Origin of the sequence: Bacteroides sp. PHL 2737 (genome assembly GCF_004115325.2) — a bacterium.
GTDB classification, from domain to species: Bacteria; Bacteroidota; Bacteroidia; order Bacteroidales; family Bacteroidaceae; genus Bacteroides; species Bacteroides hominis.
Window position 1 is genome coordinate 165,396 of sequence record NZ_CP040630.1, and the last position, 21,149, is coordinate 186,544.

The 21,149-nt window shown below is 44.3% G+C and carries 12 protein-coding genes and 2 pseudogenes; 3 read left to right on the forward strand and 11 right to left on the reverse strand.

Annotation, left to right across the window (positions count from 1 at the left end):
* Positions 1-7: 7 nt before the first annotated feature.
* The 8 genes from DBK98_RS00715 to DBK98_RS00750 all read right to left on the reverse strand — a co-directional run bounded on the left by DBK98_RS00715 (position 8) and on the right by DBK98_RS00750 (position 17,056).
* Positions 8-2,401 carry a TonB-dependent receptor plug domain-containing protein gene (locus tag DBK98_RS00715; protein ID WP_032535408.1) on the reverse strand — a complete coding sequence of 798 codons (2,394 nt, stop codon included), beginning with the start codon at positions 2,399-2,401 and terminating at the stop codon, positions 8-10.
* An 872-nt stretch (positions 2,402-3,273) separates the two neighbouring features.
* The gene (locus DBK98_RS00720) at positions 3,274-4,176 is read right to left on the reverse strand and encodes a hypothetical protein (RefSeq protein WP_005783042.1); all 903 of its coding nucleotides are present in this window, start codon (positions 4,174-4,176) and stop codon (positions 3,274-3,276) included.
* A gap of 126 nt (positions 4,177-4,302) precedes the next feature.
* The gene (locus DBK98_RS00725; protein ID WP_005810951.1) at positions 4,303-6,654 is read right to left on the reverse strand and encodes an outer membrane protein assembly factor; all 2,352 of its coding nucleotides are present in this window, start codon (positions 6,652-6,654) and stop codon (positions 4,303-4,305) included.
* A 27-nt stretch (positions 6,655-6,681) separates the two neighbouring features.
* On the reverse strand, positions 6,682-11,226 hold the full coding sequence (locus DBK98_RS00730; protein WP_032535410.1) for a translocation/assembly module TamB domain-containing protein: 4,545 nt from the start codon (positions 11,224-11,226) through the stop codon (positions 6,682-6,684).
* A 102-nt stretch (positions 11,227-11,328) separates the two neighbouring features.
* Complete coding sequence (locus DBK98_RS00735; RefSeq protein WP_005810954.1) at positions 11,329-13,638, reverse strand: ATP-binding protein; 2,310 nt, start codon at positions 13,636-13,638, stop codon at positions 11,329-11,331.
* A 3-nt stretch (positions 13,639-13,641) separates the two neighbouring features.
* Positions 13,642-14,967 carry an MATE family efflux transporter gene (locus DBK98_RS00740; RefSeq protein ID WP_005810956.1) on the reverse strand — a complete coding sequence of 442 codons (1,326 nt, stop codon included), beginning with the start codon at positions 14,965-14,967 and terminating at the stop codon, positions 13,642-13,644.
* The gene (locus DBK98_RS00745; RefSeq protein ID WP_370539148.1) at positions 14,964-16,211 is read right to left on the reverse strand and encodes a M16 family metallopeptidase; all 1,248 of its coding nucleotides are present in this window, start codon (positions 16,209-16,211) and stop codon (positions 14,964-14,966) included. Before DBK98_RS00745 ends, DBK98_RS00740 begins: the two co-directional genes overlap by 4 nt.
* Positions 16,212-16,216: 5 nt before the next feature.
* Positions 16,217-17,056, reverse strand: a complete 840-nt coding sequence (locus DBK98_RS00750; RefSeq protein ID WP_005783032.1) for a peptidylprolyl isomerase — start codon at positions 17,054-17,056, stop codon at positions 16,217-16,219.
* A gap of 90 nt (positions 17,057-17,146) precedes the next feature.
* On the opposite strand from DBK98_RS00750, the pseudogene DBK98_RS23530 reads away from it, so the two are divergent.
* The 3 genes and pseudogenes from DBK98_RS23530 to DBK98_RS00760 all read left to right on the forward strand — a co-directional run.
* Positions 17,147-17,518: pseudogene (locus tag DBK98_RS23530) on the forward strand (response regulator); the annotation flags it as partial.
* Between the two features lie 54 nt (positions 17,519-17,572).
* Positions 17,573-18,493: pseudogene (locus tag DBK98_RS00755) on the forward strand (sigma-54 interaction domain-containing protein); the annotation flags it as partial.
* A gap of 300 nt (positions 18,494-18,793) precedes the next feature.
* Positions 18,794-18,991, forward strand: coding sequence for a hypothetical protein (locus tag DBK98_RS00760; RefSeq protein ID WP_005783028.1), 198 nt, complete (start codon positions 18,794-18,796; stop codon positions 18,989-18,991).
* A 63-nt stretch (positions 18,992-19,054) separates the two neighbouring features.
* Here the strand turns inward: DBK98_RS00760 and DBK98_RS00765 are convergent, their stop codons facing one another.
* Genes DBK98_RS00765 through DBK98_RS00775 form a run of 3 tightly spaced genes read right to left on the reverse strand, consistent with a single transcriptional unit; the run spans position 19,055 to position 21,093 of the window.
* A complete protein-coding gene (locus DBK98_RS00765; RefSeq protein ID WP_005783026.1) occupies positions 19,055-19,729 on the reverse strand; it encodes an RluA family pseudouridine synthase in 675 nt (224 codons plus the stop codon).
* Positions 19,730-19,737: 8 nt separating this feature from the next.
* Complete coding sequence (gene fabG, locus DBK98_RS00770; RefSeq protein ID WP_005783025.1) at positions 19,738-20,484, reverse strand: 3-oxoacyl-[acyl-carrier-protein] reductase; 747 nt, start codon at positions 20,482-20,484, stop codon at positions 19,738-19,740.
* Between the two features lie 12 nt (positions 20,485-20,496).
* Positions 20,497-21,093, reverse strand: coding sequence for a TetR/AcrR family transcriptional regulator (locus DBK98_RS00775; protein WP_005783024.1), 597 nt, complete (start codon positions 21,091-21,093; stop codon positions 20,497-20,499).
* Positions 21,094-21,149 lie beyond the last annotated feature (56 nt).

The window sequence follows — 21,149 nt, forward strand, 5'->3', positions numbered from 1 at the left end:
CGCACCACTATTCTTTTTTTAAAGAACGTATCAAACTGACCAACTGACCATTTGAAGCGATACCCTGAACAACAAAAGTTAACCAGCTTTGTCCCGGATCACTGAATTCCAACTGGGAGCCGGTTTTATTTAACGGAAGAGCAGGAAGCCAATATATCGTTTTGCAATTATTTTCACTGTTATTTGCCGACTTCTGCACGATAGGGTAGAAAGGCGAATAAAATTCACGTTTCAGCTGATACCCCATGGGACGAATCATCCTAAAATTAGATGCTTTCTTACCAATAGTACCTAAACCCGATTTTGTACTAATCAGAATAGCGCCATTCGATGCCTTAGATCCAATATATGCCATTTGGGCAGCATCTTTTACCAACTCGACGGATTCGACAATGGATACAGGAATAGCAACAAGTTCGGAATAAGAAGTTTCCAGTCCATCTACCATCAATAGAGCCGGAGGAGGAGTAGAATTCATCCCCATGCATAACCGTGTTATATAAAAGAAATCTCCTGCCTGTGAATCGACTGCCCGCCCCACTCCGGGAGTATTAATCAATAAATCTTTGATAGATGAATAAGGTGAAAGGGTCATTTCGTCCACATGATAAGTTTTATTCCAATCGGAGTGAGCCATTAAAGACTCGATTGCATACCGTTTCTTTTTCTCAATCTTCTGGGTGGAAACAACAACTTCGTCTAAATATTGCTCCATAGAAAAAGGATCGGTAGAAGACCGCTGAAACATATCCACGCTTGCCGGAGAAGGATCATCACCGGATTGCTCGGCAACAATCGGCTCGTCCATCTCCGCACGAAACCAATCTGCATAAATGGGAAGAGAAGAATGCACAGGCGGAATGGAATCCCGGTCGACTAACAGCGCCACACCCGTACCCCCTTTTTCCTTACGCGCCTGAAGAATGAAATGCGTACCTTGAGGAAAAGAAAGACTGTCGAAACGGAAACAGCCCGAAGCGTCACTCCTCGTCTGAAGCATAACCGTTTTATCGAAAGAGAATAAAGTGACAACCGCATCAGGGATGCACTTCTTCTCGGAATATTCGGAAACCACCTTGCCACTAATGCACTGACTACTCTCTACCAAAAAGGTACTGCGGGACGGAACAAGGCTGTATTTCACCCAACCCTGAGTCAGCATCAACAAGTCCAACAGATACGAGGTACGGGAGTCATCACTGGAAAAATAGAAAGAGGGATCCTCAACATATCCCTGAAGATCGGAACTCAGAAGAAAAGAGGAAAGAATATTGACCGTGGTATCTTGAAGAGCATAACGGTCGTCGGTAACTGAAACAGAGAGTGTACCGCTCAACGGCTCACCGGAAGTATCACGAAGCCCCATAGTAATATCCCAAAATGAACGTCCTTTATCCTCTTTCAGGCAAGCGGAGAAATCAACATCAGCACGCACGGAAGGGTTCCAATTGAAAGCGGTACGGCCGCTTAAGGGGACGCCCGAACCATCCAACAAAACAAAACGGAGTACACCCGGAGGCAGCGGAGAGCGAGGTACACGCAATGGGGTGGAGCCGGAAAAAGCCGCATGTAAAAGAACACTATCCCGATATTCGACACGAAGGGAATAACCCGAAGACACGACAGTACCTGAATTCAGACGCACCCAAAAGTCATCCTTACGAATATCGACACGGAGGGCTACCGCAGAAACCGGTTCAACCTTCGGAAGGGCGAAACGTAACTCTTTACCCTCACGATTACGACATACCGCTGTATAACTATCATCGGGAATCGGTTCAAGATTGAAAAAGCCCATACCCCGATGAACCGAACTCAGTGTGGTGACGGTATCTCCACGCTGATTGAGCACAAAGCCTTGAACATCTGTCCCCAAACCGTCAGAACTCAAAGCCTTGAAAGCGACACGACTGACACAACCCGAGGGAAGATGTCCGCCTTCGGGAAAGAAAGAGACGTGATAGGAAGCCGCCATACGAGTCACACTCTCCTTGCGGTAATCCTGAAAGGGACGACCGCCGACAATAATCTGACGATAGAAATAACGGAGATCGGGCAAAGAGGAAAGATGACGAGTATAGAAACGAAGCGTATAATTGCCGGAACGAAGCGTATCACCCAAAGAGATGTAACCGGAAAAGACACCGTGATCATCCTTCACCATCTCACGGGAGATGACCTGACTGTCAGCCAACAGTTCGGCATAAACGTAACGGCTGTAAGCCGTTGCCTCGAGGCGGGTATCCATCAGGTAAGCACGGAACCGCACCGTGTCGCCGCGCTCATAATTGGCACGGTCCGTATGGACATAAAGTTTCTCATGAGGCCAGATAGAATCGGACTGGGCAGACAGCCGAATAAAAGAGAAAAAAAGGGCAATCAGAATAAGGAGTTCTTTCATACATAATCAGGATTAAGTATCAAGGAATATTTCAAATATAAACACATATTTTGAAATAAGCAACGAAAAGAGTGCAAATATGTGGCACATCCTGAATATTCATCCTTTTTCATTCGTTCCGGAGCTTCATACACTTTATTTCCTTATAAAGAATCGACACCCATTTGCAAACACAGACATCAAAAAGACACCGAATTGCAGGTTTCACTTACAAGCCCTTTTTGTTTCCGGGTCAAAGCAGAAGAAACAGAGCCCAGTAAAAGATTTTTTTTGCAGAAAAGCCGGGCTTTTTAGCCGATTGCGCCTTTGTTTTCTCGGAAAGAAGGAAGCATTTACCCCAAAAGAAGTAAGCATTCGGGTGAAAAGAAGTAAGCATTTTCGGAAAATGCTTACTTCTTTTCTGAATATCTCTATATGTTTTGGCAGATTACATATATTGTAACGATAATCGGGTGGCGAGAGCAACTGATTTTTTCCTGCTTGCCTTTCTTCGGTCGCCCTTTACAAAGTATCAAAAGAGTAGGCAAAACTCCTCGAAGAAAAGATTTAGAAACAGGAAGGTCATACTTCCTTTCCATTTACCGCCATTATGAATGAAACAAAATCAAAAGCGCAAACGGATATTTGCCTGTAAGCCGTTTTTATGAACCTTATCGGATTGCGGTCCGAAAAAACGAGATATAGAGAAATCATATTATCAATTTGACACTTTGACAAATTGACAATCTTTACCATCATAACCCGAATGGTGATTTAAAGTTCATCGGAAGGAATCACACAGAAGAGGTGTGATCCGGCTTGATATTAAAAAGGGACATCTTCACAAAGACGTCCCTTTCAAAATCTACATTATAGAAATGAGCAAATTAGCTTTAGAACAGTTTGTTAGGATATTCACCTGCATCTACCAATGCCTGGATCTTATCTACTACACCTTGACGATCGGCTGCATAAGTCACGCCGAACCATTTGCTTGTAGTATCCAGAACTTTCACACGAGCAGTGCCTTCGTTCACCAACTTGTTTACCATCAACGGAATGAAATATTCTGATTTCAGGTTTCCTTCGTTTTCTTTCAGGAATTCTTTGAAGTACTCTTCCGAATAAGCAAAATAGTCGGGAGTGAATCCCCACATATTCATTGAAACCGGAGTGTTATCACCGATTGTCTGCATTTCACCGTTTTCGTCCTTAAATGATACTTTACCGTCGATACGTTCGATGGCAGTACGCTCTACCACAGTAGTCAGATAACCTTCCGGATTTGTCTCGCAAACGCCACGGGCTACAGATCCGCTTTCTGAAAGCGTATTTCCTACACGGTAACCTACCATGCAGTAGTCGTTCTTTTTACCGTCCATCTTAGACAGTTCGGCACCCAATACAGCAAAGCTGTCACGTCCGTAGAAGTCATCGGCATTGATAACGGCAAATGGTTCCTTGATAACATCTTTACCCATCAGGACAGCATGGTTAGTACCCCAGGGTTTTACACGGTCGGCAGGACAAGTGAAGCCTTCGGGCAGGTTATCCAATGCCTGGAACACAAGTTCCACCGGAATATGATTTTCGTATTTGCTCAGAATCTTATCACGGAAATCCTGCTCAAAATCTTTACGGATAACGAATACAACTTTACCAAATCCACCACGAATAGCGTCGTAGATAGAGTAATCCATGATAGTTTCGCCGTTAGGACCCAGTCCGTCCAATTGTTTCAATCCTCCGTAACGACTGCCCATGCCGGCAGCAAGCACAAATAATGTTGGTTTCATAACTGTGAATATTAAAAGGTTAGTGATGTGTCTCATCAGATATCGTTGCAAAAGTACAAAATAGAATGAAGAATGAAGAACGAAGTATGAAGAATTTTCTTACTCCGTTCATCGCCATCGACTATTTTAGAACGGATAACCTACAGCAAAGTGTACCCCCAGCCCTTTCCAGAAAGAACCGGTCACATTGTAATATCCCTTCTTTCCCGTATCGTATGGGTCATGCAAAGGTACGCCACAATCCAGACGCAAAATAAGGAAATCGAGATCATAGCGCAAACCGGTACCCGTTCCCAAAGCAATCTGTTTACCGAAAGTCTTCCAGCGCAATTGCTTCTCCGGCGCCTCATCATCTTTACGCAACATCCAGACGTTACCTGCATCCAAAAAGACAGCACCATGCAAGTCACCATAAATGCGGAAACGATATTCTACATTAGCCTCCATACGGATGTCCCCGGTCTGGTCCAGATAAAGCCCCTTGGATGTTTTCGTGGGACGAAATCCACCCGGACCAATGCTCCGTGCAGTAAAAGCACGTACACTATTGGCACCTCCGATATAGAACTGCTCGCTGTAAGGGGCCGTATTAGTATTGCCATAAGCCCAGATAATTCCTCCTGCAACACGACTGGCTATGGACTGATTCTTGTCGATCTTCCAAGTATAACGGAAATCACTGTTCACCTTTAAAAATTGAGCAAAAGGAACACCAAACAACTTTTTGTCTTTCTGGCTAAACTTCCGTCCGAAAATACGGTAAATGCCGGAAGTGATATTTCCGGCAGAAGTAAACGTAGTCTGCCACCAAATAGGATTACGCACCCCGCGCAAAGCTGCGTTATCAAACGTATAAGTATATTCCATGGCCGGAATAAACTGATTCTGTAAACTGCGGTACAATGCCTTATTTTGTTCGGCTATCTCTTCAAAAGCTTTTGTTGTATGTTGCAGCACATTGAAAGTCACCCGGAGGGGTGTCAGGCTGTGACGGCTGGTACGAGTCGGCTGAAAATCATAAGTGGCATTCCCCCCGAACGCCAATAGTTTATAATATTTGGCACGGTTCAGCTGGTCGATATACAAACGGAAAGTAGTTGTTGCCGGGAAGTCATATTCACGTCCTCCGAAAGAAGGAAATACCACCCGGGGGAAAGTCAAAGCCGTAGACACTCCCATCTCCCAGCTATTCATCAATGAACTTCCTTTATTCTGCCCGGTCTGCCATTCATAAGAACCTTTCAATTTTACATTCCACGTTTCTCCCCCACCGAATACATTGTAACGAGTCAGCCCGAAAGATGCCCCCGGCCCGGTCTGGTTGTTACTCTTGGTCGTCAGGTTAAATTCCAGTTCGGCATCATACGGTTTATCAAATGTAGCCTGTAAACGTACGTTCAGTGTGTCACATGTTGCCGTAGAGTCCTGAGGTATATATTGCAGATCGAGATAACGGAAAATACTCAATTGTGAAAGACGTTCCTGAATACGTGTCTGCCGGTATTGGCTATACAAGCGGCTATGGGCGGAGTTACGTAAAGAATCATTGCGGACATATGCCTGATAATTCAGCCAACGGTAAAGCATATTCGGACGCACCTGCATTTTCTTATAATAATGAATGTCAAGTCCACGGTATTCAAGTGTGCTGTTAGGCACTTCTCCACCCTTTCCATACAGATAAACCGATGTCTTCCCTACATAGTATGGGCGTTGTGCTGCTTCCGGAAGCCCGGGTACAGGTATCAGCCGGAGACTGACATGTCCGGGATTCAACAGAGTATCCGCCTGATATTTCATGTAATCCGGACGAAAATAGAAGTATCCCCGGTTACGCAGCAAAGCACTGATACGGCTACGTTCTTCGTCAAGATCACTGACATTGAACTGTTCGCCCGGTGTCAACAGCGAACCTCGTCGCCCTCTCTCCATGATTCTCAACGTACGCGGATTGAAACGAGTGTAATAAACCGTATCAATATAATAAGGGTCTTTCATGTCGACCGTATAACGTATGCTTGCTTTCAGGCTGTCTTTCTTGTCCGGCAGAGTCTGATAACGGACCGTACCATTAAAGTATCCATAATCGTGCAGCAAATTAGTACCCACCTTGGCACGTATCTCCGGATTAACAGTAGAAATGAATACGGGAGGATTGGCGGCAAATCGATTAAAGAGCCAGCGCCCGAATCCTTTCTTATAATGAACCAGACTATTGTAAGCCCACATTTTAAAAGGGATAGGAATGAATCCCAACACCTTTGTACTGGGAGCCTTTTCGAGCGCAGCATCCAGTTCTGTCAGGGCATCGTCCGTCAAAGGTGCCTGCGGACGGTTTTCAATAATAGTTTTCGATCCGGTATAAAGCACTTCTCCTTCGGGCAAATGTTTGGTCGTAGAACAAGCTCCCAAAAGCAGCATTACCAAACCGGCTTGTATGGTGCCAAGAAATATATGAAATATCTTTTTACGTATCATCCTATTTTAATCTCTTTTATTAATCAATTACTGATGTGATTCACCGGTTGATGAAGCCTTCTGTGTATCAGGAGACGTCTTCTTCTTTTTACGGAAAATAAACAACTCACTTAATCTGTCGATACGCTTACGCAGTACCAGACCGATACCGGTCTCCGTAATTTCTCCTTCAAGCACACTTTCATAATTCTTATTATGGAAAAGACGGATATAACGGGTTCCGGATGTATCGAGACGATATTCCAAAGAAATATTATCGATAAACGATTCAACATCATTTGTAGCTTGTGCACCGGTAGATACCTTGCCGCCAAGCACTATCTGGAAACGATCGTTGAAGAAACGCTGTGAATAACGGAAACTATAGTCGGTACGCTTTCCTCCTGCATCGGCAGCATCATGGTCTTCTACCCCCATCGAGAAACTGGCATTCTTCAAATTACCCGCCAATGCGTTGATCTGACTGGAAAGTATACTGTTTAGTGCCGATCCCATATTCAGTCCGCCACCTCCGGAACTTCCGGAATTTGCAAGATAGAGTCCGGTAGCCAGCATGGCAATGGCTTGCTTCCCACGTTCGTCAGCACTCATAGAAGCCAACTGATTCTGCACTTCTGCATCATCGGGTGCATCAATTTCAAAAGCCAGCGAAAGGTTATCCAAACGATTCTTCACGACAATCGACACGTCAAAGTTAACCATACGCGACTGTCCGCTTTCGCTGCCTACCGAAGCACGAAGGCGCTCGGTGGCTTTCAGGTTTAGCATCGGGTCCATCGGGTTTCCCGTCCATTCTACATAGCTGCCATTGTTTATATTGAATTCTTTCAACGGAATCACAGGAAGGGCATATTTCATCATTCCCCCCGTAAGGGTATATCGTCCTGAAAGAGATAAGTCTCCTTGTGGAGTATATTGCATGCTCAGATTACCTCCTCCCTGCAATTCGACCCGGCTGCTGCGGTCAGCACTCAAATCCGCTTTCAACCGGACTCCGGGATCAATCTGCACAGTCATAATCATATCGAGTCCGCCAAGTGACACGACAGGAGCTTCTTCTTTCTGTACGGTGGTCGTATCACTGAAAGAAGTAAAAGTAACCAGGTCCCCCAACCGGTCTTGCACAGTGAGCGGCGAATCCATCAAGACATAGGTGACATCCGTATTGCCCAGCAGGTTCATATTGCCACGCATCACCAACGCATCCACCGGACCACGCAAAGTTGCATTAAAGTCCACAAACACTTTTCCATATACCAGACTCTCTTTAGTACGGGGAGCGTTGAGCAGCATGTAGTTTTCCGCCAACATCGACAGATTCACTTTAGGACTGCTCAAATCGCGAAAATCGACTGTACCATCAATCGTGAAAGGATTCTTACTGGTGGTAAAAATAGCAAATTTGTCGAACATCAAACGACTGTTCTTAATCTGTACGGGACGGTTGTCGAACGTAAACCTTGCTCCCGCCTGACGGGCGAAGACCGACACGCTGTCCAGAATCAGGTCACCATTGACCAATGGCTGATCCGTATCTCCGGTTATGTGCAGTCCACCATCCATATCACCCGAAAGGTTAACAACCTGATCCGGTACAAAAGCATTGGCTATCTTTAGCGGGAAATGCTCCATTGTGGCATTTACCTCGATACTGTCCTTACCGGTTACCGAGGGATGAAGCGAACCGTCGGCCATCAGAATTTCCTCACCCTCATGGGTCAGATAAGTACTGATGTAATGTTTCCCTCTTTCACCCGGAAGCCACGTTACCCCAAGTGCAACGTCTCCGATACGTTGGCGCTCATAAGTCAGTTCATCGATACTGGCCTCGGCAGATACCTGCAAAGAAGTAGCTGTCTGCACATAATTGGCCTCAGCCGAGAAGAGACCGGACAAATCAGGAAGGTAAGGAAGTACCTTACTGATCTCAGCCAACCGGATGCGTTGCAACTCCACGTCAATATTCTGCAATGACACGGTGTCACTCTGGTTTGATTTCATTCGGAATCCCATATCTTCATCATCTACCATATCGACATTGGCATACAGACGCATGTTTTTATGAAGATATATCCAGTTGTGCCGGTCTACGAAGTGGAACTTCCGAAAAGCGATAATGGGGTTCTCCGGTATCAGCGTGAAAGCAAGTCCCTCCCCTTTTCCACTTCCCTCAACCAATGGACGGACATTCACACCGAAAAGTACACCGATTTCTCCTTTATCATTTTCATAGCGCAACGTGAGTTCGGCATCATCGTTGCGTATTTCTCCGGCAATACTCGATTTAAATACAATCTGCGGATTCTTGGGCCCGTTGATGACTCCTCCATGCAAACTCATGCGAGTCGTATCTTGCTTGACAGTAAAGTAAATCGTATCCAATTGCAGGGTATCCATCTTCAATGCGTGAATAGCAGCTTTTCCGTTGATACCCCAATCGGGAGCGGTGCCAAACTTCACACCCATATCATGAAAAGCAATATCTTTTGTTGCCAGATAATATGCCAGAGGATTTTCTTTACCGGCAGACATCGAAAAAATGGCAGTAGGCAACGCCTTACGCAATTCTCCATGATCAAGCTCTTTTTTATCAATCTGCTCAATCAGCACATCGGCAAAGTGAATAGATTGTTCAATCAACTTGTCCAGACTGGAACGTGCCGAAAGGTTAAGTTTCATATCACCAGCCGTAAGATGGGTGAAAATACGGTCACGACGAGCCTCTGCTGTAAAATTAAAAGCTAAAGGATGCTTCAAGGGTTTGGGAGCAATACCCAGTTCATACAAGTCGAGTTGGGTAACATCCAAATCAGCCTTTCCGTCCATGTAGGGTTTGGCAAGATGATATTCGGCATTGGCGTTCATCTTCAACAACCGGTTGTCACTAACCACATGGGCTGTGGCAAGTGCATTCTTAACATCACCGGTCACTTCAATTCCCGAAATACGGTAACGTCCGTAATGGAGTGACTCCAACGAAGCTTTCAGTGAAGCAACCGTACGATAAGAAGTAAAGTCCGTTCCCCTGCCTGCTGCTGCTACCGATGTAGTCAGTTCATAAATCGAATCTTTAGGCAGGAAATGATGGAGCTGCAAGGCTTCCACCTTCAGATCGGCCCGATAAGCCTCGGTACTTCCATTGTAAGCCGCATCTACATTCAGTGATCCCTCACCCTCTTTCAGCAAGAGTTGCGCCATATATTGCGGACCTTTCATCCGGGCTTTTGCGACAAGCGACATCTGATTGGGAATAACAAGAGAACTGTCCGCCCTTGTTCCACCCAGAGTTGTCAGGAAATTAAGATTCTGGGTCTGCATTCTCAGGTCGATAACAGCCGACCGCTCCACGCTATCAGTCAGGTTCAGCAACTCCCCACCTCCCGAAAGTGAGAAAGCTCCGGGTAGCTCAGCGCTGAAACGAGTGATCTGCATCTCTTTCAGATTGCCCTCCGTACCGGCACGTATCACCAAAGGGCGGAAAGGATAGGCCTCCTTGAAGCTATCAGGCAACCCACCGGCAAGAAGCAGAACATCCTGCTTCCCGATCATCGCATTAAAGCGTGCGGTCAGCCGTCCGGTCGTAGGAATATTCACCAACTCCCAATAGGTCTGTGCCGTAAAATTTATTTCAGAATGGGGTGTCAACAGTTTCAAGTCCGGCACCCGGATGACAGTATCATTGGCAAACACACGCCCGGTAAGTGAAGTGACACTTAACCCGGACCGGTCGTTCATCGAAAACTCACGGATGACAGCATTCATATTACGCCCGCGATAATACATCGAATCGAGCCCGATACGTATATCACGCAAAGCAATATGTGACGGATCAAAGCCTTCGGCTGGTTCCATCGAACCCACATCATAATTCACAGAAGTACCCGACAACAAAAAGCTGCGAAGCCCGTAACGCAGATTCTTCAAATCGGCTTCGGCCTCATTGATTTGTGCGTCTCCCACATGGGCTGCCAAACGCATACTGTCTGCCGGTAACTGCATGCTGAAGGAAACATTCTTTAATTTCAAATGGCGTAAATCAACTTTCCAACGAATCTCACTCTGAGCAGTATCTTTCGGTGTAGCAGTAGTATCATTCAGAAGTAACTGAACATGGGTATCGGATAATTCGGCCCGATTAATAACAGCTACTTCATTGGGTAAATCCACCCCATGGCTTTCGAGTTTAAAGCTGCCTAAGACACCTTTCAGACGCATACCATCTATCAGGTCAGCAGAGTTAACAGTCACCTGACGAAGAGTGATATCATCCACTTCTACTTTTCCACGAAAAAGCGGAAGTGCCTGCACATGCACATTGAAACTTTCAAGTGATAATAATGTATCGGGAGTCTGAATGACCTCAACCCCTCTTACCAGCAAATTTAAAGGAAACCGCAAATCGATACGCCGGACATTAATCTGCATACCGGTCGCTTTGGAAGCATAAGCAGCAGCCTCCTTTCTCAGAAAATTCTGTACGGGAGGAATATAGAGTAATACCATCAGTATCACAAAGAGTATGACAGGAGTAAGCAAAATCCAGCTTACCCATTTGATCCATTTTCGTTTCATGAAGCTTGTGTCTCAATGTAAAAAGTGATACAAAGAAAACAAAATTATCCGGAAAAAGATTAAAGTGACGATGATTTTATATTATGAGTAGACTCACAACAATCACCGGGACTGATCCTCTGACGCATACCGGCGCGCTTCTGTCAGCACGATATCTACTTGCTGAAGGGCTTCTTTTGCTTTTCGTACAATTTCGTCCGAAATAGCTTCTCCACGGCGCTGCTCCAACCACGAAAGTAAGGGAAGTACTCCTGAAGCCCCAAGTAAAGTAAACAGAGGTAGCAGCTTATGTGCTATCCCTGCTATCCCATCCACATCCATGGTCCGGACAGATTCTTCCATCCGACTCCGGTTTTTCTCCGTTTCTTCAATAAAAGTTTGAATAATAGCTGAAGCTGCTTCCGAGTCATCCTCGGAAAAAGCCGTCAACGCCCGAAAATCAAGAGAGGTCTCCGTCGGTCTGATTGACGAATTTTCAAGGACTTCACCCGTTATTATCGCTAACAATTCCTTCACCGTAAAAGGTTTGTGCAGACATCCCGCAAATCCATATTCCCGGAAATCCTGTTCGCCCATCTCACTACGTGCAGTAACAGCAATAACCGGGATAGTACGTGCCTGAGGAATATTGGATGCACGCAATAACTTCAGCAAATCGAACCCGTTAATGGCAGGCATCTGAACGTCAGTCAGCAATACGTCAAATGAAGAAGTACGAAGTTGTTCTATCAACTCGTCCGGCTGCTGACAGCAAGTAGCTCGAATATTCTGCTGCTCAAGCATAGCCGCGGTCAGTGCCAATTGAATCCGGTCATCATCAATCAATAAAACATGATTTAGCTTTTGGGAGGATATTTCTTCTCTATCACCAGCCTGGTCTGAAACTGAGGTTGAAACAACTGCCTCCTCCTGCTTCTCCCCGACAACAGGACCTACCGGATACAGTGGCAAAATGACAATAAAACGGCTTCCTTCCCCCAGCGTACTTTGCACGCTAATCGAGCCTTCAAGTAACGTCACAAGTTTGTGAACGATAGAAAGTCCCAACCCAAATCCTTCCTCCCCCTGTGCTCCGGGTAATCGGGTAAACTCCTGAAAAATCTTCTCACGATCACCGGGCGCCATTCCTTTACCCGTATCCGCAACCTCAATGCGAACACTGGATGAATGGTAGGTGACATTCAATGCGATATTGCCCTTTACTGTAAATTTCACAGCATTCGAAAGCAAATTATTCACAATTTGCCGGATGCGTAAAGGATCGCTGATAAAACGTCCATCCAACTCAGAATCTATACTGTAGTCCAAAGCTAAGTGTTTGGCATCGGTCAGTGGTTTGAAACTTACACGAATCTCTTCGAACAGTTGTGCCGGATTGAATGTAACCCGGTTGACTTCTGCTTTATTCAGATCCAACCGATGGAAATCAAGCAAATCACTTACCAGTTTAAGCAAATGTTGCGAAGAACTTTTCATATTGTCCAGATAGAATCGTTGCCTTTCGTCCGTTGTCAACCCTGAAAGCAAATCCGTATATCCGATAATAGAACCCAGAGGAGCTTTAAAGTCATGAGTAATGGCAAGCATTAACTTTTCGCGGGCCTCAAGTAATGCTTCTGCACGTTTATTGGCCTCTTCCAATTCTCTACGGTAACGATTGCTACGGGTAATATCCCGCCAGATCATAATCAAGAAACAAGCAGACAACAATACAGCAGCAACGGCAATTCCTCCGATAGTTCGAGTGGATCTATTGCGAAGCTCTTGCTGTTCGGACGCATTATCCACAGCACGCCGGGTGACTACCTGTTCATAAGTTGTAATCATACTGTCTATGCGAGTGGTCAGTTCCCTGTTCATCCGACGGAGGCGGGCATTATAATTAGGGCGTACTGCCGGCTTTGCCTTCCGCTTGGTTACCGTACGTATACGCTGATGTAACGAGTCAATCGGGTTATAAGACTCAAGAATAGTGTCCGTGGCAAACTCTACTGCTGTATTGACCAATACAGCAGTATCTTCCTTTGAAGGCACAAAAACCTCACCAAGCCTCCTAAAAAAACCCTTCTTTTTTCGCTTGGTAATAACAGAATCGCGTTTGGTAATGATACGGTGCTGCACACGCTGCTGGGTGATCACCGTATCCTGCTCGGCAATAATGGAATCCAACTCAACCGGAGTAATCATGCTTTCATTCGCTTCATTGATGATCTGAAGCATCCGGATGGTATTTTCATCCTTTTCTTTCAACAGAAGAAGTAAACTGTCCGTCTGTAAACTTTGTACATCATCCGTATCAGACAATTTCTCCATCTCCCTATGTACGAACAACAGAGAGAACAATAACACGACCAGCAACAAAGTATACCCCGCCGCGATCTTTACTTTTGTGAAACGGGAAGGAATAGCCATAACTTATCTTGTTTTATACCTGAAACGTAACCATAACATGATTGCCGCACTACTTAGTCCGAAAGGGAAAGCCATCCAGACTCCGAACAATCCCCACCCCATGACAAAACCAAAGAAATACCCGGCCGGGAGAGAAATAATAAAATAGGCAATGAAAGCAATCAGCATCATAGGCTTTACATCCGAAATGCCACGCAGTGCATTGGCAAAGTTGATTTGCATTCCGTCTCCAAACTGATAAGCCAGAAAAGGCACCATCAGAACGACTACCATCGCTGACACTTCCGTATTGTCAGTAAACCATCCTCCCACCTGATATCGGAAAAAGAAAACAATGGATAACAATACGATTCCCATAGCCAATATGATATGTGCGCCGGCATAAGCCGTACGTCGCACATTAACGATATCGTTTTGACCTTTGAAATTGCTGACCCGTACAGCCACTGCCGCTCCCATCCCATAGAACATCATAAAAGTAAACTGTGAGATAGTGAGCATCACCTGATGGGAAGCCAGAGCAATAGTGCCCAACCATCCTACCATCACCGTACTCAAACTAAATGAAGCAGTCTCCATCCCCATCTGAAAAGCGACAGGCCACCCCAAAGCATTTAACTGCCGAAACAACGCGCGCGACCATCCTAAACGGATAAATCCCAGTTTATAACGCAAAAAACGACGGCTACTAAAAAAGACCAATACAAAAACCAACACCATGACAATGCGCGAAAACAATGTGCTGATCCCGGCTCCCAATAGTCCCAACTCAGGAAATCCCAGTTTACCATTAATCAGTATATAATTTCCTACAATATTCAGCACATTACCACCCAGAAGTATCCACATAGCTGTCTTGGTATCGGTTATTCCGTCAGTAAACTGTTTGAATCCGTTAAATAACAGCACAAAAATTAATGAAGCAAGCAATATCAGATAGTAGGGTTTGATCAGAGAAAGCAATTCTTCCGGCTGCCCTAACCTTTCCACATTCAGATAAAGAATCGCCATAATTCCGGTTAGCAAAATGCCCACCAAAAGATTGGCAAGCAAACTACAACGCAAAGCTTGTCCTGCAGCAGCAAATTTACGCACACCATAAAAACCGCCAACAATGGGTGTAAGCCCATACGAGAATCCGGTGCTGAAGATGATAGCCAACGTAAACATATTATTGACGAAGGAAGCCGCCCCCAGTTCATTGGTACTGTGATGCCCAATCATCAAGGTATCGGCAAAACCAAGTACAATCACTCCCACCTGCCCGATGACAATAGGAAGGCCAAGAAAAAATAGTGCTTTATAATGATTCTTATATATAAGTCTCATTCCTGCTCTCCCTTGCTACTCTTATAGTAAAGTACCACTCCATTTTCTTCACGGAATGCGGTTTGTGCCACTGCTTTCAGACGGTCGGCAGTTACAGCACGATAACGTTCTACTTCCTTCTCCATATCTTCTGCTTGTCCGTTCAACTCAAACCATGCAAGATTCGTCGCTACATTCAGATAATTGATATTTCCAAATATCTGGGTAGACTCAAATTTATTCTTCACTTTCTCAAGTTCATGTTCCTGTACCAAAGCAGTTTGCAACTCGTTCAACTCTTCACGTACGGCTGCCTCGGCCTCTTCCAATGATACACCGGCAGCTGGTTTACCACTGATATGAAACAAACCGGCATCAATCGTTCCTGATATATAGGCATCAATACTCGAAAACAATTGTTTTTCTTGTACAAGATGCTGATTCAGGCGACTGGAACGTCCGTTACTTAAAATATCCGATAAAATATCAAATGCATAATAATCGGCATTCAAACGGTCACACATGTGATAAGCCATAAAAAGCGAATCAAGCGGTACATTTCGCTCGACTACCTGGCGGCGCTCTCCTGTCTGGACAGGCTCCTTGGGCAACTGTCGTAAAGGAACCTCCCGACGGGGAATGGGGCCGAACCACTTTTCCGTAAGACTTACGGCCTCTTCAAATGATATATTTCCGGTGACAGCAAGCACAGCATTATTGGGCGCATAAAAACGAAAAAAGAAATCTTTGACCTCTTCCAATGTTGCATTGGCTATGTGGGACAATTCTTTACCAATGGTAGGCCACTGATAGGGATGAACCCGATATGCCAAAGGGCGCAACAAATGCCCGACATCACCATATGGCTGATTGAGACAGCGTTGCTTGAACTCTTCCATTACCACTCCACGTTGCACTTCCAGGCTGCGCTCACTAAAATCAAGACTCAGCATCCTATCAGATTCAAGCCAAAATCCAGTTTCTACATTCTGCCGGGGTACAGTGAGATAATAGTTGGTAATATCATTATTGGTCCAGGCATTATTTTCTCCTCCCGCTAATTGAAGCGGTGCATCATAATCGGGTATATTCACCGAGCCCCCAAACATCAGATGCTCAAAAAGGTGAGCAAACCCGGTATGTTCCGGGTTTTCATCCCTGGCTCCCACATTATAAAGAACGTTGAGTGCAACCATCTGCGTGCTGGCATCCTGTGAGTGAACCAGCCTCAAGCCATTGCTCAGAATATGCCTGTTGATCTGCAGCATATTTATTCGATAACAGAAACGTTGATAATCTTCACATCTTCTTCCGGACGGTCACTGCGGTCCGTTTTTACCTGCTGAATTTTATCAACAACATCCATACCTTCTATAACTTCTCCAAAAACTGTATATTCACCATCCAAATGCGGAGTACCTCCGACGGTAGTATAAGCTTTTATCTGCTCAGGAGTAAAATGAAAATCCGGTTGTTTGGCAGCTTCAGCCTCAGCCTGTATAAACAAAGTATCTTGTAAAGCGAAAAGTCCATCCTGATCGTTAGCCTTACGCATTTTATAGATTTCCTTCATATGTTTCTGTGCCAAAGCATTAAAAGCCTCAGTCACTTTATTCTGATTCTTCTGCTGTTCCATATTCAGAAGAGTCGAATCACTGAACACTTTTCCGGTAACAATATAGAACTGACAGCCGGATGACTCCTTATTAGGATTTACCTCATCGCCCTGACGAGCAGCAGACAAGGCACCTTTCTTATGGAAATATTTAGGATATACAAACTCTGCCGGAACTGTATAGCCGACATCACCCGAACCTAACATCTTACCCTTCGGAGCATTTTTCGATTCCGGATCACCGGCTTGCACCATAAAGTCTTTTATTACGCGATGAAACAGCGTCCCATTATATGTTCCGTCTTCAGCCAATTTAATAAAATTATCTCTGTGTTTTGGAGTCTCATTATACAATTTCACTTTGATATCTCCTAAAGAGGTCTCAATTTTCAATACAGTTTCTTTTTCCATGTTTCCATTTTTCTTTTGTCCCGGTTTACAAGCTACTGCACCGCAAACCAGTATAATTAATAATATCCAAAAATTCTTTCTCATAACGCTTTTATTTAATTTAAGTCTGCAAATATACGACTTTACCTCAAAACCTCTTACCTTTGTAGCTCACAAAAAGAGGCAAAAGCTAACATCATGAGATCCATACTGATAGTTGAAGATGATATTACGTTCGGAATGATGCTAAAAACCTGGTTAGGCAAAAAAGGGTTTAATGTATCATCGGTAAGTAACATTGCACGTGCGCAAAAGCACATCGATGCACAACCGACAGATCTGATTCTTTCCGACTTACGACTTCCCGACCACGATGGCATCCATCTATTGAAATGGATGGGTGAGAAAGAACTTCATATCCCATTGATTATCATGACAGGATATGCAGACATCCAATCAGCAGTACAAGCCATGAAATTGGGCGCGCAAGATTATATTGCCAAACCGGTTAATCCTGAAGAGCTACTCAAAAAAATAACTGAAGCCCTTCAAGTTAAAGAATCCCCTCTTCCACAGGTAGCCCCACATGGTAAAAGTCCCAAAACCAAACAGGAATCCCATTCCTATCTGGAGGGAGAAAGCGATGCAGCCAAACAACTTTATAATTATGTCAGCCTGGTAGCTCCCACTAACATGTCAGTCCTGATCAACGGTGCCAGCGGAACCGGTAAGGAATATGTAGCTCACCGTATTCATCAGTTAAGCAAACGTTGCGACAAACCGTTTATCGCTATCGATTGTGGCTCCATCCCCAAGGAATTGGCTGCTTCTGAGTTTTTCGGACACATCAAAGGCTCTTTTACCGGAGCACTCTCTGACAAAACCGGTGCATTTGTAGCAGCAAACGGAGGTACCATTTTTCTTGATGAAATAGGTAACCTCAGCTACGAAATACAAATTCAACTTCTTCGTGCATTACAGGAACGTAAAATACGTCCTGTTGGTTCAAATACAGAAATAACAGTCGATATCCGTCTGGTATCTGCAACCAATGAAAATTTGGAACAAGCTATCGAAAAAGGAACATTCCGTGAAGATCTATATCATCGGATTAATGAATTCACTTTGCGAATGCCTACGCTGAAAGAACGTGGAGAAGATATCCTTCTTTTTGCCAACTTCTTCCTCGACCAAGCTAATAAAGAACTTGACAAGCAACTTATCGGCTTCGATGCCAACGCTTCAAAAGCACTTCTTGAATATCACTGGCCCGGCAACCTGAGACAGATGAAGAATATAATCAAACGTGCCACACTGCTCGCACAAGGTAGTTTTATTGGTCTCACAGAACTGGGAAATGAGATACAGGAGACGCAACCCTCAACTCCCAAAATGGCATTGCGGGATGAAGATACCGAAAAAGAGCATATAATGGAGGCGTTGCGACAGACAGGCAACAATAAAAGTCGCGCCGCGCAATTACTTGACATTGACCGCAAAACATTATATAATAAATTGAAACTATACGGAATCGATCTTTAACGAACAGCAAGGTGTGGAATATTTCCACACCCCATTCCACACTTTCCACAGTGTTCTACACTATCCTTCATCTTTATCTTTCTTTTAGCATACTGCAAATCAACCGGTTACATCAGGCCTTCCTTTCTGGCACAGCATTTGGGAAATACTCTGTACAAGTGTTTAACCAAATGAAAATAAAACTAAGGAGTTAGTTTTATAGTAGTAGCAATGTTTATGTTTGTTTGTGATGGTTTTTAACCTAGACCTTAACATGAAATTAAAAAAACAGACAATCAAAACTTTTAAAAAGCAATAATTATGAAAAAGTTAGTTTTAGTAGTAGCTATGTTTATGTTTGCTTGTGGATCATTCTTTGCCATGGCACAGGATCCGGTGAAAAAAGATCAAAAGAAAGAGGTCAAAGACACTGTGAAAACCGAGCCTAAAAAAGAAGTAGCTGATACAACTGCTACAACGTTCGCAGCACCAGGAGCATTTGCACAGTTTGCCGAATAATAGTAAGCACACTACAACAAAAAAGCCATTCCTACTTCGTCTATTCAGGGAATGGCTTTTTTGCTATATATCTATTTCAAACCCATGCCACAAATTACTATCCGGCACAGGAGCATCGAGTTCTATCAATTCTTTGGATACCGGATGAACAAAACGTACATACCTGGCATGCAGACAGATACTACCATCCGGATTGGAACGTGGAGAGCCATACTTCAAATCACCTTTAATAGGGCATCCCATCTTTGCCAGTTGGCAACGGATCTGATGATGACGTCCGGTCTTAAGGTCAACCTCAAGCAGGAAGTAATTATCCGAACGGCCGATAAGCTTATAGCTCAGAATTGCTTTCTTACTATTGGGAACCTCCTTATCATAAGCATAGCTCTTATTCTGTTTTTCGTTACGTACCAGATAATGTATCAGTTCACCTTCAGGTTGCTTCGGGCAATTTTTCACAACAGCCCAATAGGTCTTTCTGACCTCACTGTTCTTGAACATCTCATTCAGCCGGGATAAGGCCTTACTGGTTTTCGCAAAAATAACAAGACCGCTCACGGGGCGGTCCAGCCGATGGGTTACACCGATAAAGACATTTCCGGGCTTCTGATATTTATCTTTCAGATATTGCTTAACTGTTTCTGAAAGAGGAGTATCCCCCGTTTTGTCTCCCTGAACGATTTCGGAAGCGGTCTTGTTAACTACTATAATATGATTGTCTTCGTATACAACGGTCATACCGAATATTACATATTCATACCACCATCAACCTGGATCACCTGTCCTGATACATAAGAAGACATATCAGAAGCAAGGAAAGTAGCCACATTGGCCACATCTTCAGGAGTACCGCCACGGCGCAATGGAATTTTCTTAGCCCATTCAGTTTTCACTTCTTCCGAAAGGCCGGCTGTCATATCAGTGATTATAAATCCGGGAGCAATGGCATTGGCACGAATACCACGAGAGCCAAGCTCCTGTGCGATAGATTTAGCCAAACCAATCATACCGGCTTTTGAAGCTGAATAGTTAGACTGTCCCGCATTACCATGAACTCCTACCACTGACGCCATGTTAATAATGCTTCCTGCTTTCTGACGCATCATAATCGGTGTACAAGCATGAACAAAGTTGAAAGCAGATTTCAGGTTTACGTTGATAACCATATCCCACTGCTGTTCACTCATACGCATCATCAATCCGTCACGAGTAATGCCTGCATTGTTAACCAGAATATCAATACGTCCAAAATCTTTATGAATCTCTTCTACCACCTTTGCAGTATCTTCAAAATTGGCAGCATTCGAAGCATATCCTTTAGCTTTTACACCCATTGCCTCGATTTCTCTCGCTGTGTTCTGTGCATTTTCGTCGATAACAAGATCTGTAAATGCGATATTTGCTCCTTCAGAAGCGAACTTCAAAGCAATAGCTTTACCAATACCACGAGCCGCACCGGTCACAATGGCTGTTTTTCCATCTAATAATCCCATACTAAATTTAAATTATTGATTAATTTTTGTTCTATGTAGTGCACCAAACACGATGTTGGCAACATATCTTTTTCGGGTTTCCATATCCAGGTTCGCCCCGATATGTCCTCGAATATATGGCACCTCGATGCCTTTTACGCAGTAATGTACCAACGCAGCGGTCATTTCCACATCGTCTATATGGAACACCCCTTTGTCTTGTCCTTCCTTCAGCACACTTTTGAAAAGTTGCATTTCTTTTGCATCAAACCTTTTGCGGACTTTCTCCACCCGCCAAATATCTCTGAAGAAGTTGGCACGGAGTGTTCCGTTACGATAAACCACCTCTTTTACTGCATCCAGTCGCGTGTAGATCATCTCTATAATTTTTTTATCAGGAGAGATATCTTTATCTGCCACACGCTTCATCATATCCGACAGAATATCCAGTTCAGACTCTACAACAGCCAAATAAATTTCATCCTTACTTTTAAAATAGGTATAGAGCGTACGCCTACCCTTTTTAGAAGCAAGAGCGATATCATTCATTGTAGTATTCTCCACGCCCATCTTGGCGAAAAGCTGACGGGCAACGTCTACTAACTTGGCTTTTGTTTTTGATACGGTCATAGGTTAATTGCACATTGCTGAATTATTTGTGCAAAAGTAATTCTTTTCTTTCGTCC